The sequence below is a fragment of the Paenibacillus liaoningensis genome, assembly GCF_059609455.1.
Window position 1 is genome coordinate 85,066 of sequence record NZ_JCAALU010000012.1, and the last position, 21,449, is coordinate 106,514.

Annotated in this window: 17 protein-coding genes and 1 pseudogene; 12 read left to right on the top strand and 6 right to left on the bottom strand. The window is 52.1% G+C overall.

The window, feature by feature from the left end; all coding sequences use genetic code 11:
- The gene (locus AC6B99_RS19175; protein ID WP_056029721.1) at positions 1–1,440 is read right to left on the bottom strand and encodes a sensor histidine kinase; all 1,440 of its coding nucleotides are present in this window, start codon (positions 1,438–1,440) and stop codon (positions 1–3) included.
- A 304-nt stretch (positions 1,441–1,744) separates the two neighbouring features.
- Here AC6B99_RS19175 and AC6B99_RS19180 point away from each other — a divergent pair, with 304 nt between their 5' ends.
- From AC6B99_RS19180 to AC6B99_RS19235, 12 genes and pseudogenes are all read left to right on the top strand, one after another.
- On the top strand, positions 1,745–2,617 hold the full coding sequence (locus AC6B99_RS19180; RefSeq protein ID WP_056029718.1) for a polysaccharide deacetylase family protein: 873 nt from the start codon (positions 1,745–1,747) through the stop codon (positions 2,615–2,617).
- Positions 2,618–2,651: 34 nt separating this feature from the next.
- Positions 2,652–3,536, top strand: coding sequence for a nitrilase-related carbon-nitrogen hydrolase (locus AC6B99_RS19185; RefSeq protein ID WP_496664009.1), 885 nt, complete (start codon positions 2,652–2,654; stop codon positions 3,534–3,536).
- A 27-nt stretch (positions 3,537–3,563) separates the two neighbouring features.
- Positions 3,564–4,604, top strand: coding sequence for a sugar ABC transporter substrate-binding protein (locus tag AC6B99_RS19190; RefSeq protein ID WP_056029712.1), 1,041 nt, complete (start codon positions 3,564–3,566; stop codon positions 4,602–4,604).
- 18 nt (positions 4,605–4,622) lie between these two features.
- The gene (locus AC6B99_RS19195; protein WP_081418592.1) at positions 4,623–6,161 is read left to right on the top strand and encodes a sugar ABC transporter ATP-binding protein; all 1,539 of its coding nucleotides are present in this window, start codon (positions 4,623–4,625) and stop codon (positions 6,159–6,161) included.
- A gap of 17 nt (positions 6,162–6,178) precedes the next feature.
- On the top strand, positions 6,179–7,168 hold the full coding sequence (locus tag AC6B99_RS19200) for an ABC transporter permease (RefSeq protein WP_200931583.1): 990 nt from the start codon (positions 6,179–6,181) through the stop codon (positions 7,166–7,168).
- A gap of 50 nt (positions 7,169–7,218) precedes the next feature.
- Positions 7,219–7,998 (top strand): SDR family NAD(P)-dependent oxidoreductase, encoded by a 780-nt coding sequence (locus tag AC6B99_RS19205; RefSeq protein ID WP_056029709.1) that lies wholly within the window; start codon positions 7,219–7,221, stop codon positions 7,996–7,998.
- A 32-nt stretch (positions 7,999–8,030) separates the two neighbouring features.
- Positions 8,031–9,446, top strand: coding sequence for an NAD-dependent malic enzyme (locus tag AC6B99_RS19210; RefSeq protein WP_056032776.1), 1,416 nt, complete (start codon positions 8,031–8,033; stop codon positions 9,444–9,446).
- Positions 9,443–10,942, top strand: coding sequence for an ethanolamine ammonia-lyase reactivating factor EutA (locus tag AC6B99_RS19215; RefSeq protein WP_496664010.1), 1,500 nt, complete (start codon positions 9,443–9,445; stop codon positions 10,940–10,942). Before AC6B99_RS19210 ends, AC6B99_RS19215 begins: the two co-directional genes overlap by 4 nt.
- Positions 10,939–12,303 (top strand): ethanolamine ammonia-lyase subunit EutB, encoded by a 1,365-nt coding sequence (eutB, locus tag AC6B99_RS19220; protein WP_496664011.1) that lies wholly within the window; start codon positions 10,939–10,941, stop codon positions 12,301–12,303. Before AC6B99_RS19215 ends, eutB begins: the two co-directional genes overlap by 4 nt.
- Positions 12,281–13,033, top strand: a complete 753-nt coding sequence (gene eutC, locus AC6B99_RS19225) for an ethanolamine ammonia-lyase subunit EutC (protein ID WP_494858212.1) — start codon at positions 12,281–12,283, stop codon at positions 13,031–13,033. The genes eutB and eutC overlap by 23 nt, the downstream gene beginning before the upstream one ends.
- A 294-nt stretch (positions 13,034–13,327) precedes the next feature.
- Positions 13,328–14,012: pseudogene (locus tag AC6B99_RS19230) on the top strand (response regulator transcription factor).
- The gene (locus tag AC6B99_RS19235; RefSeq protein ID WP_496664012.1) at positions 14,005–15,468 is read left to right on the top strand and encodes a sensor histidine kinase; all 1,464 of its coding nucleotides are present in this window, start codon (positions 14,005–14,007) and stop codon (positions 15,466–15,468) included. Before AC6B99_RS19230 ends, AC6B99_RS19235 begins: the two are co-directional and overlap by 8 nt.
- A gap of 112 nt (positions 15,469–15,580) precedes the next feature.
- On the opposite strand, the gene AC6B99_RS19240 is transcribed toward AC6B99_RS19235, so the two are convergent.
- The 5 genes from AC6B99_RS19240 to AC6B99_RS19260 all read right to left on the bottom strand — a co-directional run bounded on the left by AC6B99_RS19240 (position 15,581) and on the right by AC6B99_RS19260 (position 21,362).
- Positions 15,581–15,841 (bottom strand): HPr family phosphocarrier protein, encoded by a 261-nt coding sequence (locus AC6B99_RS19240; RefSeq protein ID WP_056029695.1) that lies wholly within the window; start codon positions 15,839–15,841, stop codon positions 15,581–15,583.
- Positions 15,842–15,899: 58 nt separating this feature from the next.
- Positions 15,900–17,615: a phosphoenolpyruvate--protein phosphotransferase gene (gene ptsP, locus AC6B99_RS19245; protein ID WP_494878201.1), complete on the bottom strand. Its 1,716-nt coding sequence runs from the start codon at positions 17,613–17,615 to the stop codon at positions 15,900–15,902.
- A gap of 86 nt (positions 17,616–17,701) precedes the next feature.
- Complete coding sequence (locus tag AC6B99_RS19250) at positions 17,702–18,853, bottom strand: mannitol-1-phosphate 5-dehydrogenase (RefSeq protein ID WP_496664013.1); 1,152 nt, start codon at positions 18,851–18,853, stop codon at positions 17,702–17,704.
- Complete coding sequence (locus AC6B99_RS19255; RefSeq protein WP_056029686.1) at positions 18,850–19,287, bottom strand: PTS mannitol transporter subunit IIA; 438 nt, start codon at positions 19,285–19,287, stop codon at positions 18,850–18,852. Before AC6B99_RS19255 ends, AC6B99_RS19250 begins: the two co-directional genes overlap by 4 nt.
- Positions 19,284–21,362, bottom strand: coding sequence for a BglG family transcription antiterminator (locus tag AC6B99_RS19260; protein WP_063892463.1), 2,079 nt, complete (start codon positions 21,360–21,362; stop codon positions 19,284–19,286). Before AC6B99_RS19260 ends, AC6B99_RS19255 begins: the two co-directional genes overlap by 4 nt.
- Positions 21,363–21,449 lie beyond the last annotated feature (87 nt).

Below are 21,449 nucleotides of genomic sequence, written 5' to 3' on the forward strand. Positions count from 1 at the left end.
TTATCCCTCCGGTTGATAAGGCAATGTAATGATGACCAGCAGTCCTTCCTCCATAGCGCGGTAAGTGAGGCCGTATTGCTCGCCAAAAGCAAGCTTGATGCGGTTATTGACGTTGTATATGCCGATTCCGTATTCATAAGCGCGATTATGCCCAGCCGATTCCTGCGAATCCTGCTCCAGGCTAAGCGACATGTCCAAATTGCCAAGCTTATCGTTCATTTGCTGGACTTCTTCCTCGCTCATGCCTTCGCCGGAGTCGCGGATGGTGAGAATAACCCGGCTTCGTTCGCAGTACCCGGTAATGTTAATAAAGCCTTCCTTGTCTATATTTCGAAAGCCGTGCACAATGCTATTTTCAATAATAGGCTGCAGGACGAATTTGATCGTGCGGCTCTTTCGGACGTTGGGATCAATATCGATTTTCGTTTGAATCGCTTGATCGAAGCGGATTAATTGAACCTTCAAATAATGCTCAATATGATGAAGCTCATCATCGATTGTCACAAGCTTCTCTTCATTGACAATATTGTAGCGGAACATCTGGGACAGGGAGCGAGCAAGCTCTGAAATGAGCGGCACACGGTGGATCAGGGCAATGGAATTGATCGTTTCCAGTGCATTATGGAGAAAATGCGGATTAATTTGTGCTTGCAGCGCCAGCAGCTTCGCTTTATCGGATTTCATTTTCATCTCATATTCCCGATTTACGCTTTCCTTCAGCCGAATAACGATGTCCTCGAAGTAGCCCTCCAATTCCTCAACCTCGTCTTGGCGCCGACTTGGGCGCATCATTTCGATTTTTCCGGTGGCGTATTGCCGCATTTTCCGATTTAACAAAATAATCGGTCCCGAATAGTAGATCGATAGAATAATAATGAGCACGACGCACATAATTCCGCTCGAAAGCATCAGAATACCCATTAAATGATGAATGTACGACAGCTTTTCCATAATGGATGATTCCGGCGTGTACACAATAATGTACCAGTCTGCGAAAGCATTATACGAATAGAAGACGACCCGTTTGACATGCAGATAATCGACGGTAAATGAGCCTTTGCCCTCCTTGGATGTGAAAATTTGTTCATGCAGATGCTTGGAAGCGAGATGCTTATTCGTGGAAAATAACGTTTGCCCGCTATGGTTGCTAATAATGACGTCGCTGTCTTTTCCCATGGCGGTATTGGCAAGGCCATATAAAATAAATTGCTGGACCTGATCGTTTCCTTTATCCTCCAGCTGCAGTGCATTTAGATTAAGAAAGATCAGGCTGTTGCTTGCTTCATCTAAAATATTGAGATTACTCTCTACAACATTATCGTAGAGCTTGCTGCTCAGCGCCTGAAAAGCCAACCACTGGACAGCAATTATCGGAATCATAATGACGATGGTATGAACAAGCATCATTTTATATTTTACACTCAAAGGCACTCTCGCCACCGGGACCCTCCTTTAATTTCTGATCATGGTATAGACGATAGACTTTTATAACGCTTGTTAATTAATATATCATGAATAGTAAAGAGCTTGACAAGTGTTATTTAAAAAATAAATGCATGAATGTGTAGGAAATATTAACCTGATACCGTAAAAAAGTACACCTTTCCGCAAATTGTTAGAGTTTTTTTGTTTTGTAAGCGATCTTATAATGAATTCAAGCGGCCGGGGCAAATGCAACTGGCTCTAAGCCCTAAATCAGACGAATGACAAAATCATGTGAGAAAAGTTAACAGGAGGGTTAAAAATGCAACGATCTGGTAAGGTGAAACTTCCTACAGGAAAAAAGGTCGCCGTCAACATCGGTGTCGATTTTGATGCAGCATCCGTATGGATGGGGACATTCGACCGCTTCTCGCCTGCCTATCTGTCACGCGGCGAATTTTGCGCAGAGGTGGGCGCACCGCGCTTGCTTCATTTGTTCCGCAAATACGGCATCACGACAACCTGGTGCATTCCGGGCCATACGATCGACACGCATATGGAGGTATGTCGTGAAATCGTAGCCGCCGGACATGAAATCTGCCATCACGGTTATGCGCATGAAAATCCAACCCATATGAGCTATGAAGAAGAGGAAGAAATTTTGCTCCGCGGCTTTGCGGCGCTGGATAGGCTGGGGGTCAAGCCGCGCGGCTACCGCTCGCCTGCATGGGATTACAGCCCCAATACCTTGAAGCTGCTGGAGAAGCACGGATTCAGCTATGACAGCAGTCTGATGGGCAATGATCTGCATCCCTACCGCCCAAGGGAAGTCGTAGAGATTAATATGGACAAGGCGAATGTATTTGGCCCGCCTAGCCGAATCGTGGAAATTCCGGTTTCATGGTATTTGGATGATTTTCCAACCCAAGAATATGTCATTGGCGGAGCGGAAGGCATGCGCTCTACGCATGAGGTATTCGAGCGTTGGAGAGATATATTTGACTATGCTTGTGACCATGAAGAGGGTGCATGTTATGTGCTTACGACACATCCGCAGACGATTGGCCGGGCGCATAACATTCAAATGCTGGAGAAGCTGATTCAGCATATGGAATCGCGCGGAGCCTGGTTCGCAACGCTAGGTGAAATTTATGATGCCTATACCGATAACGAGGCAGATGCAAGCAACTCATAAGAGAAAGCCTACACTGGTTAAATAGGAGGCAACTATGACAAACATTCGTATTTCTGCTGTACAGTTCCGCGCCGAGCGTGTATCCGGCTTTGAAGACTTTGAACGGCAGGTTCGAGGGCTGATGGAGGAAGTGCCGCTGGATTCGGATTATGTGCTGTTCCCTGAGCTGTTCACCGTTGGCCTGCTGACCTCATTCCCTGATTGGGAGACAGCGGGACCGTCAGCGATGATGAGGCTGGACCAATTTACCGTTCCTTTCAAGAAACTGTTCGCAGACCTTGCAGCGCAGCGGGGGCAAATTATTGTCGCCGGTTCACATTTGGAGAAGCGGGGCGAGGATTATTTTAATGTAAGCACGATCTTTCAGCCGAATGGCGACATAGCGGAGCATAAGAAATCGCATATTTTTCCCGCAGAGGGCAATTGGAAGACGAGGGAAGGCGAGGAGCTGAACGTCTTTGACATTGGTCCGGCCCGCATTGGCATTGCGATTTGCTATGAGGCTGAAATTCCCGAGGTCTCCCATATTTTGAGCAGGCAGGGAGTGGATATTGTATTTTGTCCATCCTATACGTACACGGAGTTCGGTTTTTGGCGGGTTCGTCATTGCGCGCAGTCCCGTAGCATTGAAAATCAGATTTATGTCGTGCATTGCCCGACGATTTGTGAGATCGGCAAGCCGATTGACAGCGGTTATGGCCGCTCCGCAATATTGACGCCATGCGACACGCCGTGGACGGCCAACGGCATAGCTGTTGAAGCGGAAACGAACGTACAAACCGTCATAACTGGAGCCGTCAATCTGGATTTGCTTTATGAAAATCGCAAGACTGGCGCGGCGACGACTTTCAATGACCGCATTCGCAAAAGCGGAATGTACGCAAATCATGCTCCATATGCACAGGAACGTTCCAACTAACTTATGAGAAAAGGGAGAGGATTTTATATGAAACGTTTATCCGCGCACATGATAGCAGGAATCGCCCTTCTTGTTCTTGTTTTTGCAGCCTCCGCTTGCAGCGGAAATAGCTCCAGTCCAGGCACCGATTCACCCGAGCCGTCTGGCTCGTCAGACGCAGCGGGCGGAGCTGGGAAAATTGCATATTTTTCCGCTGGAGCCTCAAATGCATATCTTCAAAAAGGGTTGGAAGCAGCAGAATCCAAAGCGAAGGAGCTCGGATTCGAAATCGATACGTTCGACGGACGCTTTGATCCGTTGACGCAGCTCAATCAAATTCAAAATGCGGTGACAACCGGGAAATATAAAGGGTTCGTCGTTGAACCGGTCGATGGCAACCAGCTCTGCAAGGTGTTGTCCAAGGATGTGCCGGCCAAAGGTGTAGCGGTAGCCATCATTAATGCTACGCTGTGCGGATCGCCGGATTGGCAGGAAGGAACGCTGACTTATGTGGGCGGTCAGGAAGTCAACGTTTATAAAGAAATCGTGAATAAAATTTTCAGCGACAAGCCGGAAGGCGGCACAATCGCCGTCATTGGCGGCCCGGCAACTGGCGGTCCGTACTTGAGCATGAAGGCAGCCTTTGACAGCGAGCTGCCAAATCACCCGGAGTGGAAGCTGATTGGCATGCATGCGACGACTTATACGGCGAACGAGGCGTTCCAAGTGGCACAAAATATTTTGCAGGCCAATAAAAACCTCGACGTTATTTTCTCCAACTATTCGGGCATGACCGTCGGCGTCGTTAAAGCGATTGATGCGGCCAAACGCGATGATGTAGCGGTCTATGATTTCGGCGGCGACAAATGGGCCTTTGATTCGGTAAGCTCCGGCAAAATCAAATCGACGGTTGTCATGCTTCCGGTCGAGGAGGTTCAGCATGCGATCCAGGCGCTCTACGATTCGTTCAACGGTAAAGAAGTAGAGAAATATATCGATCTGACCAAAGATCCGATTCTCCCTGGCACACCGTTTGTCTATAAGGACAACATGGCTGATTTTACAGCTAAAGGATTGCCAGAATATTAAGCGGAGGAGAGGTTGCGAATGAGTGGAGGAGCTGTGGCTGAAGCGGTGCCGGTAAAGAAGGAAATGGCGATTGAAATATCGGAGCTTATTAAGTCCTATGGAGGCTTTCGCGCCCTGAACGGGGTGAATATCGACATTCAGCGCGGAGAAATTCATTCGCTGGTTGGACAAAATGGAGCGGGAAAATCGACGCTGCTTGGCATTTTGTCCGGCCGGACAGCTCCGAGCGAGGGGAGCGTCCGCATATTTGGCAGCGAGCTGCATTACGGCGACCCAAGGTCCTCGCGCAAGCTCGGTGTTGCGACGATTTATCAGGAGCTGACGATTGCCCCCAATCTCAGTGCGCTGGAAAATGTTTTTCTAGGGCAGCTCTTGTCGGTCAACGGCTTTATTTCCCGCAAGCGGATGACAAAGCGCTATATGGAGCTTTGCGCAATAATGGGAGTGAATATTTCGCCGCTCCAGCGGGCGGGGAATATGTCGATTGCCGATCAGCAAATGCTGGAAATTATGCGAGGCCTCCAGCTGAATGCAAGCATTCTGATCTTGGATGAACCGACGGCTTCGCTCGCTCCCCCTGAGCGCAAGTCGCTGCTGAAAACGATCAAGACGCTGCAAGCGGGCGGTATTACGATCATTTATGTGAGCCATCATCTCGATGAAGTGCTTGAGCTCAGCGATAGCGTGACGATATTGCGCAATGGGGAGAAGATTGTGAGCCAGCCGCGTGCCTATTGGACGAAGGACAAGCTGGTGTCTTCCATGCTAGGTGCAGAGGTGGCGGAGGAAATTGTCAGAGTGACGCAGGAAACCCAGCATGAGGATACTCCTCCCGGCCCGGAGCTGCTTCGGGCAACCGGGGTGAGTGTGCCGGGCGCAATCGAGGATATTGCGATTACGCTCCATGCCGGCGAAATCGTCGGCATCGGCGGGCTGGTAGGCTCGGGGAGGACGACGCTCGTGCGGGCGCTGGCCGGACTTGAGCCCAAATCGACCGGCACTCTGTGGATTGAAGGAAAGCAGGTCAAATGGCCGCGTGAGCCAGGCTATCCGATGAGCCTGGGCATTGCCTTGGCGCCGGAGGATCGCAAGCATCAGGGGCTGGTGCTCGGAATGTCCTGCGAGGACAATATCAACATGGTTAACTTTGGGCAGGTCAAGAAGCTGGGCTTTTACCGCAAGGCGAAGGCCGGCCATATCGCTGATGGACTTAGCAAAAGATTTGGCCTTACCCGTCCGATTCAAACGCTTTGCCGCAATCTCTCCGGAGGCAATCAGCAGAAGGTGCTGCTGGCGAAAGTATGCAATTTGCGCCCGAAGGTGCTCATTGTCGATGAGCCTACCCGTGGCATTGATATTGGCGTCAAGGTCGAGGTGCTGAAAATATTACGCCAGCTTGCAAACGAAGGCATGGCGATTGTCATTATTTCCTCGGAGCTGGAGGAGGTCATTGCCGTAAGCAACCGCGTGCTGGTGCTGTCCAAAGGACGGCTGGTGAAGGAGCTGAGCCAGCGCTCGGAAATTAGCGTCGATCATATTTTGCAAGCTACATTTTAGAAAAAGGGGGTTATCGTATGAGCACGCTGGAAAATCAGCTTAATAGGAATATGGAGCGACAGGGATTGTTCAAAAATATGAATAGCCTCATGCTGCGCTACGGAGTGGTCGTTGCTTTTATCGTTGTGGTTGGTTTGTCTGCCATCCTGTATCCGGGTTTTTTGCGCCCGGCGAACTTAGTCAATATTTTTAGCCAGCTCGCGATTGTCGGCATTATGAGCATTGGGATGACCTTTGTAATGATTACAGGCGGACTCGACATGTCGGTGGGCGGCATTTATGCGCTGTGCGCCACTTTAATTGCGAGCTATGCGGACAGCATGCCGCTTCCGGTTGCTTTTGCCATTACGCTCGTTGTCGGCTTGGCTGCAGGACTCATTAATGGTGTGCTCGTGACGAGGCTCAGGGTTCCACCATTTGTAGCTACGCTGGGGACAGGCTCTGTGTTTACGGGAATTGCCCTTATTTATTCCAATGCCCAGCCTTTCTTTGTCCAAAAAGAATCGTTTCAATGGATGGGCTCCGGCGAGCTTGGCGCGATTCCCATCGCGGTGTTCCTGCTATTCCTCGTTTACGTCGTTGGTGCGATCGTGCTTGCTTTTACAACCTATGGCCGTTCGCTGTATGCGCTTGGTGGCAATAAGGAAGCGAGCCGCTTGTCCGGCCTTCGCGTGAACTGGCTTATTTCCAGCACTTACGGCTTAAGCGGATTGTGCGCAGCTGTATCTGGCATTCTCATTGCTTCACGGCTCGGCCAAGGTCAGGCGAATATCGGCGAGACGATTGCACTGGACGTAATTGCGGCAGTCGTCATTGGCGGAACCTCGCTAAGCGGGGGCGAAGGAGCGATCTGGAGAACGATTGTGGGAGGCTGTATTTTGGCGGTGCTGTCCAACGTCTTTGACAGTTTGTCGCTAAGCCCGTACTGGCAGTCTGTATTCAAAGGCTGCATTATTATCGGCGCGGTTATGTTCGATTATTACGCCCGCACGAAGACGCAGACTTGAGCAGGCATGTCCATCGTTTGGATCGTATAGTCCGGAAGGGAGACGTTTGAATGCGCCTAAAAGGAAAAACGGCCGTCATCACTGGCGGTGGAACGGGAATTGGTAGAGCGACCAGCTTGCTGTTTGCAGGCGAGGGGGCCAGCGCCGTTGTAACGGATATTGACGAGGATAGCGGTCTGAGGACTGTCAAGGAAATCATAGAGCTGGGCGGACAAGCTTTATTCGTTAAGCATGATGTACGCAGCGAGACGGACTGGGAGGAGGTTGCTGCTCAGACGGCGAACATTTACGGCAAAGCGGATATTTTATTCAACAACGCGGGGCTGTTTTTGATTAAGCCGCTGCTGGAGACGACGCTTGCGGATTGGGAGCGCCTGATGTCCGTTAATGTAACAGGAGTTTTTCTTGGAATGAAGCATATTATTCCCCTGATGCTGGCCGGTGGCAAAGGCGGCTCGATTATTAATGCATCATCCAATGCGGGCCTGTTTGGGGCCTCAGGGCTCACGCTGTATGGCGCGACCAAAGGGGCTGTCCGGATTATGTCGAAGGATGCGGCGCTTGAGTTTGCTTCAGCGAATATTCGGGTCAACTCCATTCATCCGGGCTATATTCATACGCAAATGATCGATTATGCGGCAGAGCTTGCAAGCAAGAAGGTGGAGGATCAAGGGGCGCTTGTTCCCCTTGGCAAAGTAGGCAGTACGCTCGACGTAGCACGGCTGGCCCTGTATCTTGCCTCCGATGAATCTTCATATGCGACAGGAGCGGAATTTGTACTGGATGGCGGCGTATCTGCCGGTCCTCCAGATGTATGGAAGCAAAAATAGAACCGGATGCCAAAATGGCGGAGGAAGCATACATGACGATTAGCAGTTTGATTATAAGGTTGGAGATGGATCATCGGCTGGTTCAGTTCGGCGAGATTGCCTCTCAGGTCAGCCATGCTGGCGGCGATATGACATCAATTGATGTCATTCGCTCTGGCAAGGACATGTCGGTACGCGACATTACAGTCCATATTAATGATTCGGATGAAAGCCCATTGTTAAGGCGGCTGGATGAGCTGCAAGGGACGAAGCTAATCCATGTATCTGACCCGGTATTTCTCGCGCATTTGGGCGGGAAAATTGCCACGAGCCCGAAGCTAATGGTCAAAAATCGGGATGATCTTTCCAAGGTGTATACGCCCGGAGTGGCTAAAGTGTCGAAGGCCATTCATGAAAACCCGGATAAGGCGTATTCGCTGACAATCAAGCGCAATACGATTGCGGTTATTACCGACGGAACGGCGGTGCTGGGGCTTGGCGACATTGGACCTTATGCTGCTGCTCCCGTTATGGAAGGCAAAGCGATGCTGTTCAAGCAGCTTGCGGATGTAGATGCGTTCCCGCTTTGCCTGGATACGCAGGACACGGAGGAACTGATCCGCACAATTAAAGCGGTCAGCCCGATTTTTGGCGGCATAAATCTTGAAGATATTTCTTCGCCCCGCTGCTTTGAAATTGAGCGCAGGCTAGTGGAGGAGCTGGATATTCCAGTATTTCACGACGACCAGCATGGTACGGCAATCGTTGCGATGGCTGGCCTGCTGAATGCGCTCAAGGTAACGGGGAAGCAGCTTGCGGATGTACGAATTGTGGTGAATGGGATTGGAGCGGCAGGCGTATCGATTTGTAAAATGCTGCTTGCCGCAGGAGCGAGCCGTCTCGTCCCGATTGATCGGGACGGCGCTATCGTCTTCGGCGGTGCCTATGACAATCCGATGTGGCAGTGGCTGGCGATGCAGCCTCAGGTTGAACGAACTCCCGGAAGCTTGAAGGAACTGCTAGCTGGAGCGGATGTGTTCATCGGCGTATCGCGGGGCGGCCTGCTGAATAGCCAGGATATTCAGACGATGGCGAAGGACAGCATTGTGTTTGCAATGGCGAATCCCGCGCCGGAAATCGAGCCGGAAGAAGCATTGCCCCATGTTCGCATTTTTGCAACGGGTCGCAGCGACCTGCCGAACCAGATTAACAATGTGCTTGTGTTTCCCGGCATTTTCCGGGGGGCGCTGGACTGCCGCGCGCGCCATATTAATGAGGCAATGAAGCTGGCAGCGGCGCGGGCCATTGCTGCCGTCGTTTCGGACGAGGAGCTCAATGAGCAATATATTATTCCGAGCATCTTTAATGAGCAGGTCGTTGCTAAAGTGCGGATTTCCGTTATTGAAGCTGCTATATCCACGGGATGCGCCCGCCGAATACCGCCGGAAATTGGCTGGAAAATGGCATGAGCAGCATGGCGCGGGAGAAATGGCTGACGAGTGTAGGCATCGATCTGGGCACAAGCACAACCAAGTGGATTGTTTCGAAGCTTAAGGTTGTAGAGACCTCCGGAGGCTTTTCACTGCCGCGCTATGAAATCACCGAGCGAAGGCTGGCTTATATAAGCCCGGTTTTTTCAACTCCGCTGCTAGGCGAATCCGAAATTGATCTGCAAGCTTTATCGTGTCTATTGGAGCGAGAATATCAACAGGCCGGCATTAAGCCGCAGGATGTGCAGACCGGAGCCGTTATCATCACGGGCGAGACGGCGACGAAGGACAATTCTGAGAAAATTGTACATGCGATGGCCGGGCATGCTGGACAATTTGTCGTCGCAACAGCAGGTGCTGATCTGGAATCCTTGCTTGCTGGGCGAGGTTCTGGAGCGGCTGCCCGCTCAGCGCGGCAGCCAGGCGTAATCGTCAACGTGGATGTCGGCGGCGGGACGGCAAATGCGGCCTATTTCCGCGATGGCGCTATGATAGGGACGGTGACGCTGCATATTGGCGGCCGTCTTATTCGTTTAACACCTGAGGGGAAAGTCTTATATGTATCAGCCCATTGGCAGCTCTGGGCAAAGCAACAGGGCTATGAAAGCGATCTGCCCGCGATAGGCAGTCTGCTTCCGCTCGCAGCTTTGCGTCTATTGTGCAAGCGAATGGCAGAGCATTTGTATTCGTGCATCATATCAGGCGGACATGCGGTTCGCTGTGGATGGGAAACGGATGTGCTGCTTGTCGCGCCGCCTGTCGGTGAACTCCCGATGCCAGGCGAAATTTTTATTTCCGGCGGAGTGGGCGCATTGATGGATATGTCAGATTCCCTTACAATGGAGGAAATAGCCAAATATGGCGATATCGGGCCGGAGCTAGGAGCGCAGCTGGCGCAATTGGCAAGTCGGCATGGGGTTCCGGTCAGGCAAGCGGAAGAGTCGGCCCGTGCGACGGTTATTGGCGCAGGAACGCATATGACGGAGGTGAGCGGAGCGACGTTGTATTATGATTTGGAGGCGCTGCCGCTGCGCAACATTCCGGTTGGCATCTGTCGCTTGCCGCCAGCCGATGACGAGATGCAGCAAGCGGTGCAGGCCAGTGTGCAGCTGGCAGCTGGCTTGTATGGCAGCGGAATGTCCGATCCGCCCTTTGCTTTAGCTCTGCAAGGCGGCGGAGTTTGCTCGTATATTCGCCTGCAAAAGCTGGCAGCAGCGTTATACGCCGAATATACGGCTGCTGCTCCTGAGTCCTCAGTACTGCTGGTCATTTGCCAAAATGATATGGCCAAGGCGCTCGGACATGCGCTTGCGAAGCGGCTGCGTGGCAAGCAGCGGCTCGTATGCGTCGATCAGATAAACGCCGTTGACGGCGATTATGTTGACGTTGGCCTTCCAATAAAGGAGGACATGGTTCCGGTAATCATGAAAACGCTGGTGTTTCACCGGCGGGAGAGCGGGGAGGAACAGGCATGAAGTTATCCGTTACACTCAAAGGCCGGACTTACTCCTTCCATCATTTGAAAGAGGTGTTGGCCAAAGCAAACGAAGAGAAATCGGGAGACCGGCTGGCAGGCATTGCTGCTGCCGATGCGGCGGAGCGGGTTGCCGCCAAATATGTGCTCTCGGAGCTGCGCCTCGCAGATATACGGGAAAATCCGCTGCTATGCCCCGATAAGGACGAGGTTTCGCGGCTGATCGAGGAGGATCTTGCCGAGGACGTCTATCAGGCGTTCGCCAACTATTCGGTCGGCGAGCTGCGGGAGTATTTGCTTCGCTCCGATACGACAGGCAGCGAGCTGCTGCGGGTCGGCTCGGGCTTGACGAGTGAAATGATAGCGGCGGTATGCAAGCTGATGTCCAATCTGGATTTAATTCAGGCGGCTTCGCGGATGGAAATATTGACAACCTGCCGGACGACAATCGGCTATAAGGGGACGCTTGCTTCCCGCGCCCAGCCGAATCACCCGTCCGACCATGTAGGCGGCATGAAGGCTTCGCTGTTCGAGGCGCTCAGCTACGGCATCGGTGATGCGGTCATTGGCATCAACCCGGCGACGGATGCGGTTGAAAATATGAAGTCGCTGCTCTATGCGACGAAGGAGGTCATAGACCGCTGGGCGATTCCAACCCAAAACTGCGTGCTTGCCCATATCACGGCGCAAATGCGTGCAGTGGAGGAAGGGGCTCCTGCAGATATGCTTTTCCAGAGCCTCGCCGGAACCGAGGAGGGCAATCGCGGCTTCGGCATTGATCTGGCGCTGCTTGAGGAAGCGGATGCTTTAATTCGCGCACGGGGTACAGCGGAGGGGCCGAACCGCTGGTATTTTGAGACGGGGCAAGGCTCCGAGCTGTCTTCGGAATCGCATTTCGGCATCGATCAGGTTACGCTGGAAGCCAGATGCTACGGCCTTGCAAAACGGTTTAACCCGTTTATCGTCAACACGGTTGTCGGCTTTATCGGTCCTGAATATTTGTATGACAGCAAGCAGGTCATCCGCGCGGGGCTTGAGGATCATTTTATGGCGAAGCTTCACGGGCTGCCAATGGGCTGCGACATTTGCTATACGAACCATATGCAGGCTGATCAGAATGATATGGATAACTTGAGCATTTTGCTCGCATCTGCTGGAGTCAGCTTCGTTATTGGCGTTCCGTTAGCGGATGACTGCATGCTGAATTACCAGTCGTTAAGCTATCATGATATTGCCACCGTGCGCGAGACGCTGCGGATGAAGCCGGCTCCTGCGTTTGAAGCATGGCTGGAAAGCGTTGGCGTCATGCGGGGCGGCAGGCTCACTGCTGAGGCGGGAGATGCCATCCGGTTTGTCTATTGAGAGAGGAGGTCATCTAATGGATCGACAAAGGCAGGCCGAAATCTTTGAAAGCCTCGCGGCCCACTCGCCCGCCCGAATTGGAGTTGGCCGCTCAGGTACCCGTGCGCTTACGCAGGAAGTACTGAAGCTGAGGCTGGATCATGCCCATGCGGTGGATGCGGTATACGGGGAAGTATCTCCGGCATTGCTTGCGGAATTCGAATTGTTTTCGGTTGATACCCAGTTTCATGACAAAGAATTATATTTGAAGCGTCCTGATAAAGGCAGGCTGCTGTCCGAAGAGGGGAGTGCGGCAATAGCGGAGCGCTGCTTGAAGCGTCCTCAAGTGCAGGTCGTTGTGGCGGATGGGCTGAGCGCCAAGGCGGTCGATGCCAATCTGCCTGATATTCTGCCTGCTTTAATGGATTCATTGGAAGCAAACGGGCTAACGGCGGGAACACCCTTCTACGTCAGAGGGGCGCGGGTTGGCTGTATGGACGATATCGGGCGGATTTTGGAGCCTGAGTTGCTTGTCCTTCTCATTGGAGAACGCCCTGGCCTTGCGGCAGCTACTTCAATGAGCGCTTATATGTGCTATCGCCCCTATCCGGGAAGGAAGGATTCGGAGCGAACGGTTATTTCCAATATTCATGCAAGAGGTACGCCGCCCGTGGAAGCGGGGGCTCATATTGGCTCTGTTTTGCGCAAAATGCTGGAGCAGCGCATGAGCGGGATCGGATTTATCGTCTGAGCTTAAATAAGAATGTGGAGAGGGTTCAAAAATCGTATGCTGAAAGCCGGAACTTTCTGGCGCAGGCTTCTGTAAAACGGAGGCCGCGTACAGAGCGTTCCGGCTTTTTTTGATTTGAGCGTTAGTTGGACATCTGCTTCCATTTTTTACATCGGCCGCGTTCATAGCTTGTACATTTTCAAAGTGTAAACTGGTTGCTAACCCTGTCAAACGTAGAAGACGTATGAACTGGAACGGTGTGAAGACACTGGAAAAAGCACAACATACGGGCAAGGCGATACGAGGAGGAATAGTATGCTGCAAGGCCATATTTTGTTAGCTGAGGATGATGAGCGGCTAGGGAGATTAATTGTGCAGATGCTTGATAAATCCGGCTATCATCAGGTGGACTGGGTACAGGATGGCGAGGATGTGTATGATTATTGTCTCGCTGCCCATTATGAGGTTGTCGTACTCGATTGGATGATGCCGGGCATGACAGGTGTAGAGGTATGCAGCAAGCTGCGGGAGCAGGGCTACAGTGGAGCCATTCTCATGCTGACGGCACGCGATTCAGCTTCACGATCGAATAGAAGGCCTCGATTCAGGGGCCGATGATTATTTGGTTAAGCCGTTTGAGCTGTTCGAGCTGCTTGCTCGTTTGAGGGCGCTGGGACGCCGGAATTTTGCACCGCTAGTAGAGGAAGTCGTTCAAATTAGCGATATGACACTCAACCGCAGCACACAAGCAATGAAGCAGGGAGAGCAGGAGGCGGCGCTTAGCCCGCGCGAGTTCCAGCTGCTCGATCTGCTGCTTCGCAACAAGGGGAGCGTTTTGCCGCGCGAATTGATTTTGGAGCGGATATGGGGCTTCGAAACGGATGTTGCGATGAAGACGGTCGATGCGACGGTCAAGCTGCTGCACAAAAAGCTGGAGCCGTTTGGCAACGCCGACAAAATCCAGAGCATTCGCGGCGTCGGGTACAAATTTGATGATTAATCGGTTATTCAAAAATAAAGATGTGTTCGCGCAGACGCAGGCGCGGCTGACGCTGCTTTATGTCGGCTTGCTGTCGCTGTTTCTCGCCGTGTTTGTCGTCGTTGTATATTGGCTGCTCTCGCTTGTTATTTACAATGAGCAGAAGAAGGATCTGCTGTCGTTTCTCGATCAGTCGACGAACGTTATTGAGAAGCAGATGAAGGACAATCGGCAAGCGGAAGAAATTGACTTGAATGACCGCAACTTGCTTGGATTTGGCAATGACCAGTTTTTTTATTATTTGATTGGAGCAGATGGCGCGCTTATTGCGGGGAAAGAAGTATTTCCTGTTTTGAGGCCAGAGCTGCTGGAGCTGGTGAAGGACTGGAAGCCTGGCAATAACGAGGTCAGCTACGAGACGATTACGACCGATGCCACTTCTGCGGGCGGCATGCCAGGGGGAAAGCCGCTAGAAGGCAAGCTTTCATTAATGATTGCGGGCAAGCCTGTTCTGACGGGGCAGGGCAGCTCCAGCATTTTTTATGTAGCGAAAAATATTTCCCAGCAGCACTCGCTGTTTCAATGGCTGCTTTGCATTCTCATAGGCGTCGCAGCATCATTTACGATTGTCGCTTTTCTAATTGGGCGATACATGTCGCACCTTGCTATGCTGCCCATTGCCGAATCGTATGATCGGCAGCGCACCTTTACAGCGGATGCGTCGCATGAGCTGCGCACGCCGCTGAGCGTGCTGCTGATGTCGATTAACGCGCTCGAACTGGAGCAGGAGAGCTCCGGCAGCAAGGTTGAAAGAGCTGGCCCCGTCCATATGGAGCGTGAAAATGCTTCAGTTACAGCCCGATCTGAAAAGGCTGCGGAGGATGATAATGATTTTGTCTCTAAGACGCTTGCGACGATGAAGAATGAAGTGAAGCGGATGACGCGGCTCGTTGGTGATTTGCTGCTGCTGGCCCGTTCGGATGCGAGCGAGCTTGAGCTGGAGCATAAAATGTTTGATTTTCGCCCCATTGCCGAGAAGACCGTTCAATCGATGGAGACGCTGGCCGCTGCCAGAAGCATACGTCTGGGGCTTGAAGCGCCAAATCGGGCGATGATGCGTGGCGACGCGGAGCGCATGAAGCAGGTGCTGTATATTTTACTTGATAATGCGATTAAGTTTTCGCCGGAGGGGGAGCGCATTATTATCCAGCTAAGCGCATCGGCCTCGGAGCGTCGGGGCTTGCTGAGGCTGACGGTGCAGGATAAAGGACCGGGTATTAAAGCGGCAGACGCTGCGCGCATATTTGACCGTTTCTATCGGACGGACAAGGTGCGAACGCGGCGAACATCCGGTCATGGGCTGGGACTCGCAATTGCCAAGCAAATGGTGGAAGCCCATCATGGGAAAATTGGCGTATGGCCTGAGGTTGGCAAAGGCAGCACCTTCTATGTGATGATTCCGGTTGCCTTCAAATGAGAGGGACAAGCTTGCTTGAATAAAAAAAGGAGAGGAGGCCGTTTGCTTAAGTTTATGCTTAAGCAAACGGCTTTCCTCTCTTTTTCCATAGAAGCGGGAATGCTATTTACGCCTATTCGTGAATTTGTGTCAGCAGATCGCCAAGCACCTTCATCGCTTCGGTTTCCTGCTCGCCGTCGATTTCCAGCGTCACTTCCTCGTTCACGGCAATGCCGAGCGTCAGCATGCTGAGCGAGCTTTTGCCGTTCACTTTTTTGCCCTTATTCAGGACGGAAATTTTGCAGGGAAAGGCGCTGGCGGCTTGAACGAACGTTTTAGCCGGGCGAACGTGAAAACCTGTTGGGTTAAGAATCGTAAAGGTTTGACTGATCATGAGGAGATCACTCCGTTTCGGATGTATTTTATTTCAAGTATGGTTTGGAGGCTAATCCTTATTGCCGTTTTTGCTCTACAAAGGCGGTTACTTGCTCATAGCTGCGAATGCGAAGCGCCTGCTCCGCGTAGGCGGCCCATTCGGGCTGGTCCAGCTCGCCAACGAGCTGTCTAGCCTGCAAAATCGCGCCAGCGCTCATGCTGAATTCATCCAGCCCAAGCCCAAGCAGCAGCGGAATGGCCGTCGTATCGCCAGCCATTTCCCCACACATGCCCACCCATTTGCCTTCCTGCTTCGCGGCTTTGATCACCATGCTGATGAGGCGCAAAATCGAAGGATGCCATGGCTGATACAAATAAGATACCGTCTCATTCATCCGGTCCGCCGCCATCGTATATTGAATCAAATCGTTCGTCCCGATGCTGAAAAAATCAACCTCTGGCGCGAACAGATCAGCGGACACAGCAGCGGACGGAATTTCAACCATCATGCCGACTTCTATGTGGTCTGCGACAGCGATGCCTTCGGCAGCAAGCTTTGCCTGTTCTTCGGCGAGCAGTTTTTTTGCTTCAAGCAGCTCCTCGATGACCGCAATCATTGGAAACATAATTTTAAGATTGCCATGGCTGCTGGCACGAAGCAGAGCGCGCAGCTGCGTGCGGAAAATATCCTGGCGGTCAAGGCAGAGCCGGAGCGCGCGCTGCCCAAGGAACGGATTGCTTTCCTTCGGCAAATCCATGTAAGGCAGCTCTTTGTCGCCGCCAATGTCGAGCGTGCGGATGACGACGGGCTTGCCGTTCATTTTTTCCAGTACGTATTTGTAGCTGGTATATTGCTCATCTTCGGTTGGAAGCGAGCTGCGTCCCATATAAAGAAATTCGGTGCGGAACAAGCCGATCCCTTCAGCGCCATTATCGAGCGCACGCTGCACATCTTCCAGTTTCCCGATGTTGGCCGCAAGCTCTACCTGCTTGCCGTCTCGGGAAAAGGTTGGCTGATCCTTGAGCTTAGCGAGCTCAGCTTTATGCTTGTCATATTGCTGTTTTTGCTGCTGGAAGGCAGCGAGCTCGTCAGCGGACGGATTGATAATGATGGAGCCCGCTTCGGCATCCATTATGATAAAAGCATCGGCCGGCAATGAGCGAAGAGAGGAACCGACGCCAACGATGGCCGGAATTTCCAGCGTCCGCGCCATAATCGCGGAATGGGAAGTGCGGCTGCCGATTTCGGTAATGAAGCCGCGCACGACGTCCAAATTGAGCTGGGCCGTATCGGAAGGCGTCAAATCCTCGGAAATAATAATACATTCCTCAGTCATATTCGCAAGATCGAGATGGGGCACCCCGCGCAAATGGCTCATAATGCGGCCCGCCACATCTTTAATATCGACGGCGCGGCCTTGAAGCAGCTCATCCTCCATCGCTTGCAATAGTTCAATGAAGGAAGTCGATACTTCATGAAGCGCATATTCAGCGTTAATGCCTTCGTCGCTCATTTTTTCCTCTGCAGCATCAATGAAATCAGGATCTTCCAATATCATCAGATGGCCTTCAAAAATTTCGGCTTTATCCGCGCCAAGCTTTTGCTCTGTGGAAACTCGAATCGCTTCAATCTCTTCCTGCGCTTGGGCTACTGCGCTGCGAAAACGCTGAATTTCCCCAGTGGGATTTACAGCTTTAAGCTTTTTCGGCGTATAAAGGTCTTGATGAATAAAGTAGGCGGGAGCTGCCGCAAGCCCTGGCGATGCACCCGTACCTTTCCATACTGTTGTCATGCAACCTCATTCCTTTCCTTGACTCAATGGCTCCTCAGTATCTTGCCTGCTTGAATTAAACCAAGAGCCGTTCGTTTCAAAAATAATTACAGCTTGCTGTAGGCTTCCACAATTTGCGCGTGCAGCGGGTGTTCCGCTGTCAATGACGAATAACGTGCAATAACGTCGCTGAGGGTGGAGCTTGAGAGAGCTGCTTGAATTTCTGCAGCCTCGGAATCTTCTGTATAGTTGAAGCGCAGCGCTGCGGCCATCGCTTTTGTCAAATGGTCAGTTGGCAGTCCGAGCTCAAAGGCGAGCAGGGCGGGCCTTACGAGACGGTCATCCGGCGACAGCTTGCGAATCGGCGAACGGCCGACACGCACCACTTCATCGGTCAAATAAGGATTAATAAAACGCTCTAAAATTTGCTCAATATACGCTTGATGCTCGCTTTCCGAGAAGCTGTAAGTACGAACAAGCATTGCGCCCGTTTCTTTGAGCGCACCCTCGACTTCCCTACGGACAGCGGCGTCCTTCATCGCTTCCTGAATAGTGGCGTATCCTTGCAAATAACCATGATAAGCGGCAACGCAATGCCCGGTATTAACGGTGAACAGCTTGCGTTCGATGTAAGGCTGGAGCTGATCGACATAATGGATGCCGGGAATTTCCGGCGTTCCTTGCGGGAGCGCAGAGCGGTCAACCGTCCACTCATAAAAAGGCTCAACTGTCACTTGCAGCGGATCGTCATGCTGCTGAAGTGGAACGATGCGGTCAACGGCAGCGTCTGGAAAAGCAATCGCTTGCTCTGCCTGTGCTTTGACGTCAGCAGCCAGATGGGAATAAACAAGCTCCTTAAGCTGCGAACTGCCGCCAATCGCATTTTCACAGGCGATAACAGGCAAGGGAGAAGCATCAGTTGCTTGGTTGTTCGCCAGTCGAAGCGTGATGCCTTCAGCAATGGCTCCGGCAATATGCTTTAGGACTGACACGCCGACGGCTGTCGTGACGAGGTCAGCCTCGGCAATGGCCGCGGCAACGAGCGCCGTATCATTGCCGTTAATCGCATTGACGCCCGAGACGGTGAACGACTCAGCTTGCTCGCTGGCCAGCTTAACGGTATATTGCTGTTTTTCCTGCAGCAGCGCGACGAGTGAGGCATTTACATCGACGAAAGTGACGCTGCAGCCTGCTTGTGAGAGCAGGAGGCCAATGAAGCCTCGCCCGATGTTGCCTGCGCCAAAATGGACGGCCCTCATTCTTCCATACCTTGCTCAAAAATAGCGATGAGCTCGGCCTCGGAGCTGGCATTCAAAATCCGCTCCATATCGTCTTCCTCGGATACAAGCATCGCAACGCTCGTTAAAATGTTCAGATGGTCATCGCCGACTGCTGCCAGGCCAATGACGAGTTTAGCTGGCTCGTCGCCGCCAAAATCTACTCCGCCAGGCACGATTAGAATCGACATGCCCGTCGAGTGGATGAGGCTTTTGGAATCATTTGTGCCGTGAGGCATCGCAAGTCCGCCGCCAATATAAGTCGAGAGCAGCTCTTCGCGCTCAATCATTTTGTCAACATAGGACGCCGGAACATGGCCTGCTTCAACGAGCAGCTGTCCTGCAAGGCGGATTGCTTCATATTTGTCGCTAACTTGGACGTTCAATTTCACTTTGTCTGTAGATAAAATAGTCATGGCTCATTTCTCCAATCCAGTTTGAATTTGATTTCTTTCTCTAGGTGAAAGGAAATAAATGCTTGAATTTCCGCTGCGCTGCCGTGCTTGAGCAGCTCTGTCAGCTCCGTCATCAGCAGCATCGCGCTCACCTCGCTCAAAATCTCCAAAGCGGTACGGCGAAGCTCGGCAGGGCCAAGCATCATTAAAATCTGCTTCACTGGAGCAGCGCTGCTGTCTCCAAATGGCAGCGGCTCATTAAATCGAAATAGGCTGAGCACAGGAAAGGCAATCGCATCAGAGCGGGTATGGAACAACGCCAGCTCCGTGTCCGGAATAACCTGGCTGCCATGCTGCTCCCGTGTCAGCAGCAGGTGAACGACCTTCTGTTCGTCGGACACCGCATGCAAGTGCCGGATCGCCTCAATAAGCTCCTCGGTAACGCCTGTTAAATCGCCTCGCGGAAGGCCGGGCCGTTCCGGCATCGTATACACTTGAAAGGTTTCCAGCAGCATAACCGAATCCGAGGCGTACATTTTTAACTGCATCAACCGTTCCAGCGGCGAGTGGCTGCTCGTTTCCGGCGTTTTGGGCGAAGGAGCATGCTTGAGCGTAATATTTTGAATAAAGGACCGCAGCCGTTCTACTTCCGCTTCCAGCAGCAGGGGACTCAGCTTAATATAACGCTCGGCAGCTATCGGCAAATCAACCGTCGAAATAATAAGATCGTATTGCTGCTCCGGCATTCGTGCTGCTTCGTACCAAGAACGGTTGCCAATCAGCTCGATTTGCGGCAGCTCCTTGCTAATTCTAACGGCCAGCAGCTTTGACGAACCGATACCGCTGGTGCAAACGAGCACCGCTCTAACTTTTCGCGGAAACTGCTTGAGCCGTTCCATGGAGGCGCCAAAATGCATGACCATGTAGCCAATTTCCTCATCAGGCACTTCGATCCTGCTTATAATAGCATTAACGCCTTTGCGAATAAGGGTAAACAGCAATTCATAATCTTTCTTAATTTGCGCGAGCAGCGGATTGCGAATCGTGCTGCCTTCCTCTATTCTGCGAAAGGCAGGCAGCATATGCTGATGGAGCCCTTCTCTTAGGGAACGGTCTTCGGTAAAAGGCTCGCCGAGCTGCTCCTCCATAAACGCGATCAGCTTCGTTACGCTTGCATTGAGCGTCCAATCTCCCTGAGCGAGCAGCAGCCCATCTTCCTCAGCCGAATCGGTCGCTTTAAGCAGCTTGGCGATATAGCGGACCTCCTCAGCAGGAAGCTCCAGTGCGAGCATGCTCAGCAGTTCCTCGGCCTTGCTTTCTCCTCTCGCAGAGTAGGAGGGAGGAACGCCATTAACATGCGGCGGAATCAAATGGCCTTCCTGAATTCGCGTCAGCGTGACAGCAAGCCGAATGAGCAGATTTAAATGCTCTTTTTCTGACAATTGCAGCTGCCAGCCGTCCTCCAGCTTCCAAAACGCCTGCTCCAAGGAGAAAAAATGCTTCCTGCCAACCATCGCCAGCAGCTCTTTCGATAATGGATGCAAGGTGATGGCTTCCTGAGCTTGGCCGAACAGGTCGGATTCGTCCAGATGGGTTTGCGCGAGCCAGGCAATAAACAGCCTTTTTGCTGACTCCGGCCCGCTTATTTCTACACCGTAGCCGCGCCTGCGCACGAGTGTCAGCCCGTGGCTCTGAATCATTTGCTCCAGCTCGTCAAGATCGTGGCTAATCGTTGGCATCGTAACGCGCAGCTGATGGGATAGCGAAAATTGCTTGATCGGCTCATTATGCTTAAGCAGCTTGCATAATATAAGCGCCTTGCGCTCCTCGGCTGAAAACTCAAATAGATCCGCATGCTCAAGCGCTTGCTTAAAACGTTCCAGCCTCTCGCTGTCCGCTTCGATTTTGATCCCGATTCCGGAGCGCTTATGCAGCTTGATATGATTGGCAGCTAGTACAAGCTCAATGTCACTGAGCTCGCGGTGAATCGTTCGGGTGCTTGCCCCGACCTCAGCGGCAATATCTGCCGCTGTTATTTCATCCCGCTGCTCCAGCAGCAGCTCTACAATACGTCGCTGTCTCGTCGATACTTTGATAGGAAATCATCCTTATCTGGGAAATGGACTTAACGCCGACATTAAATGTCAGCGTTAAGCGCAAAGTCTAGGCTTGCTTCGTTTAAA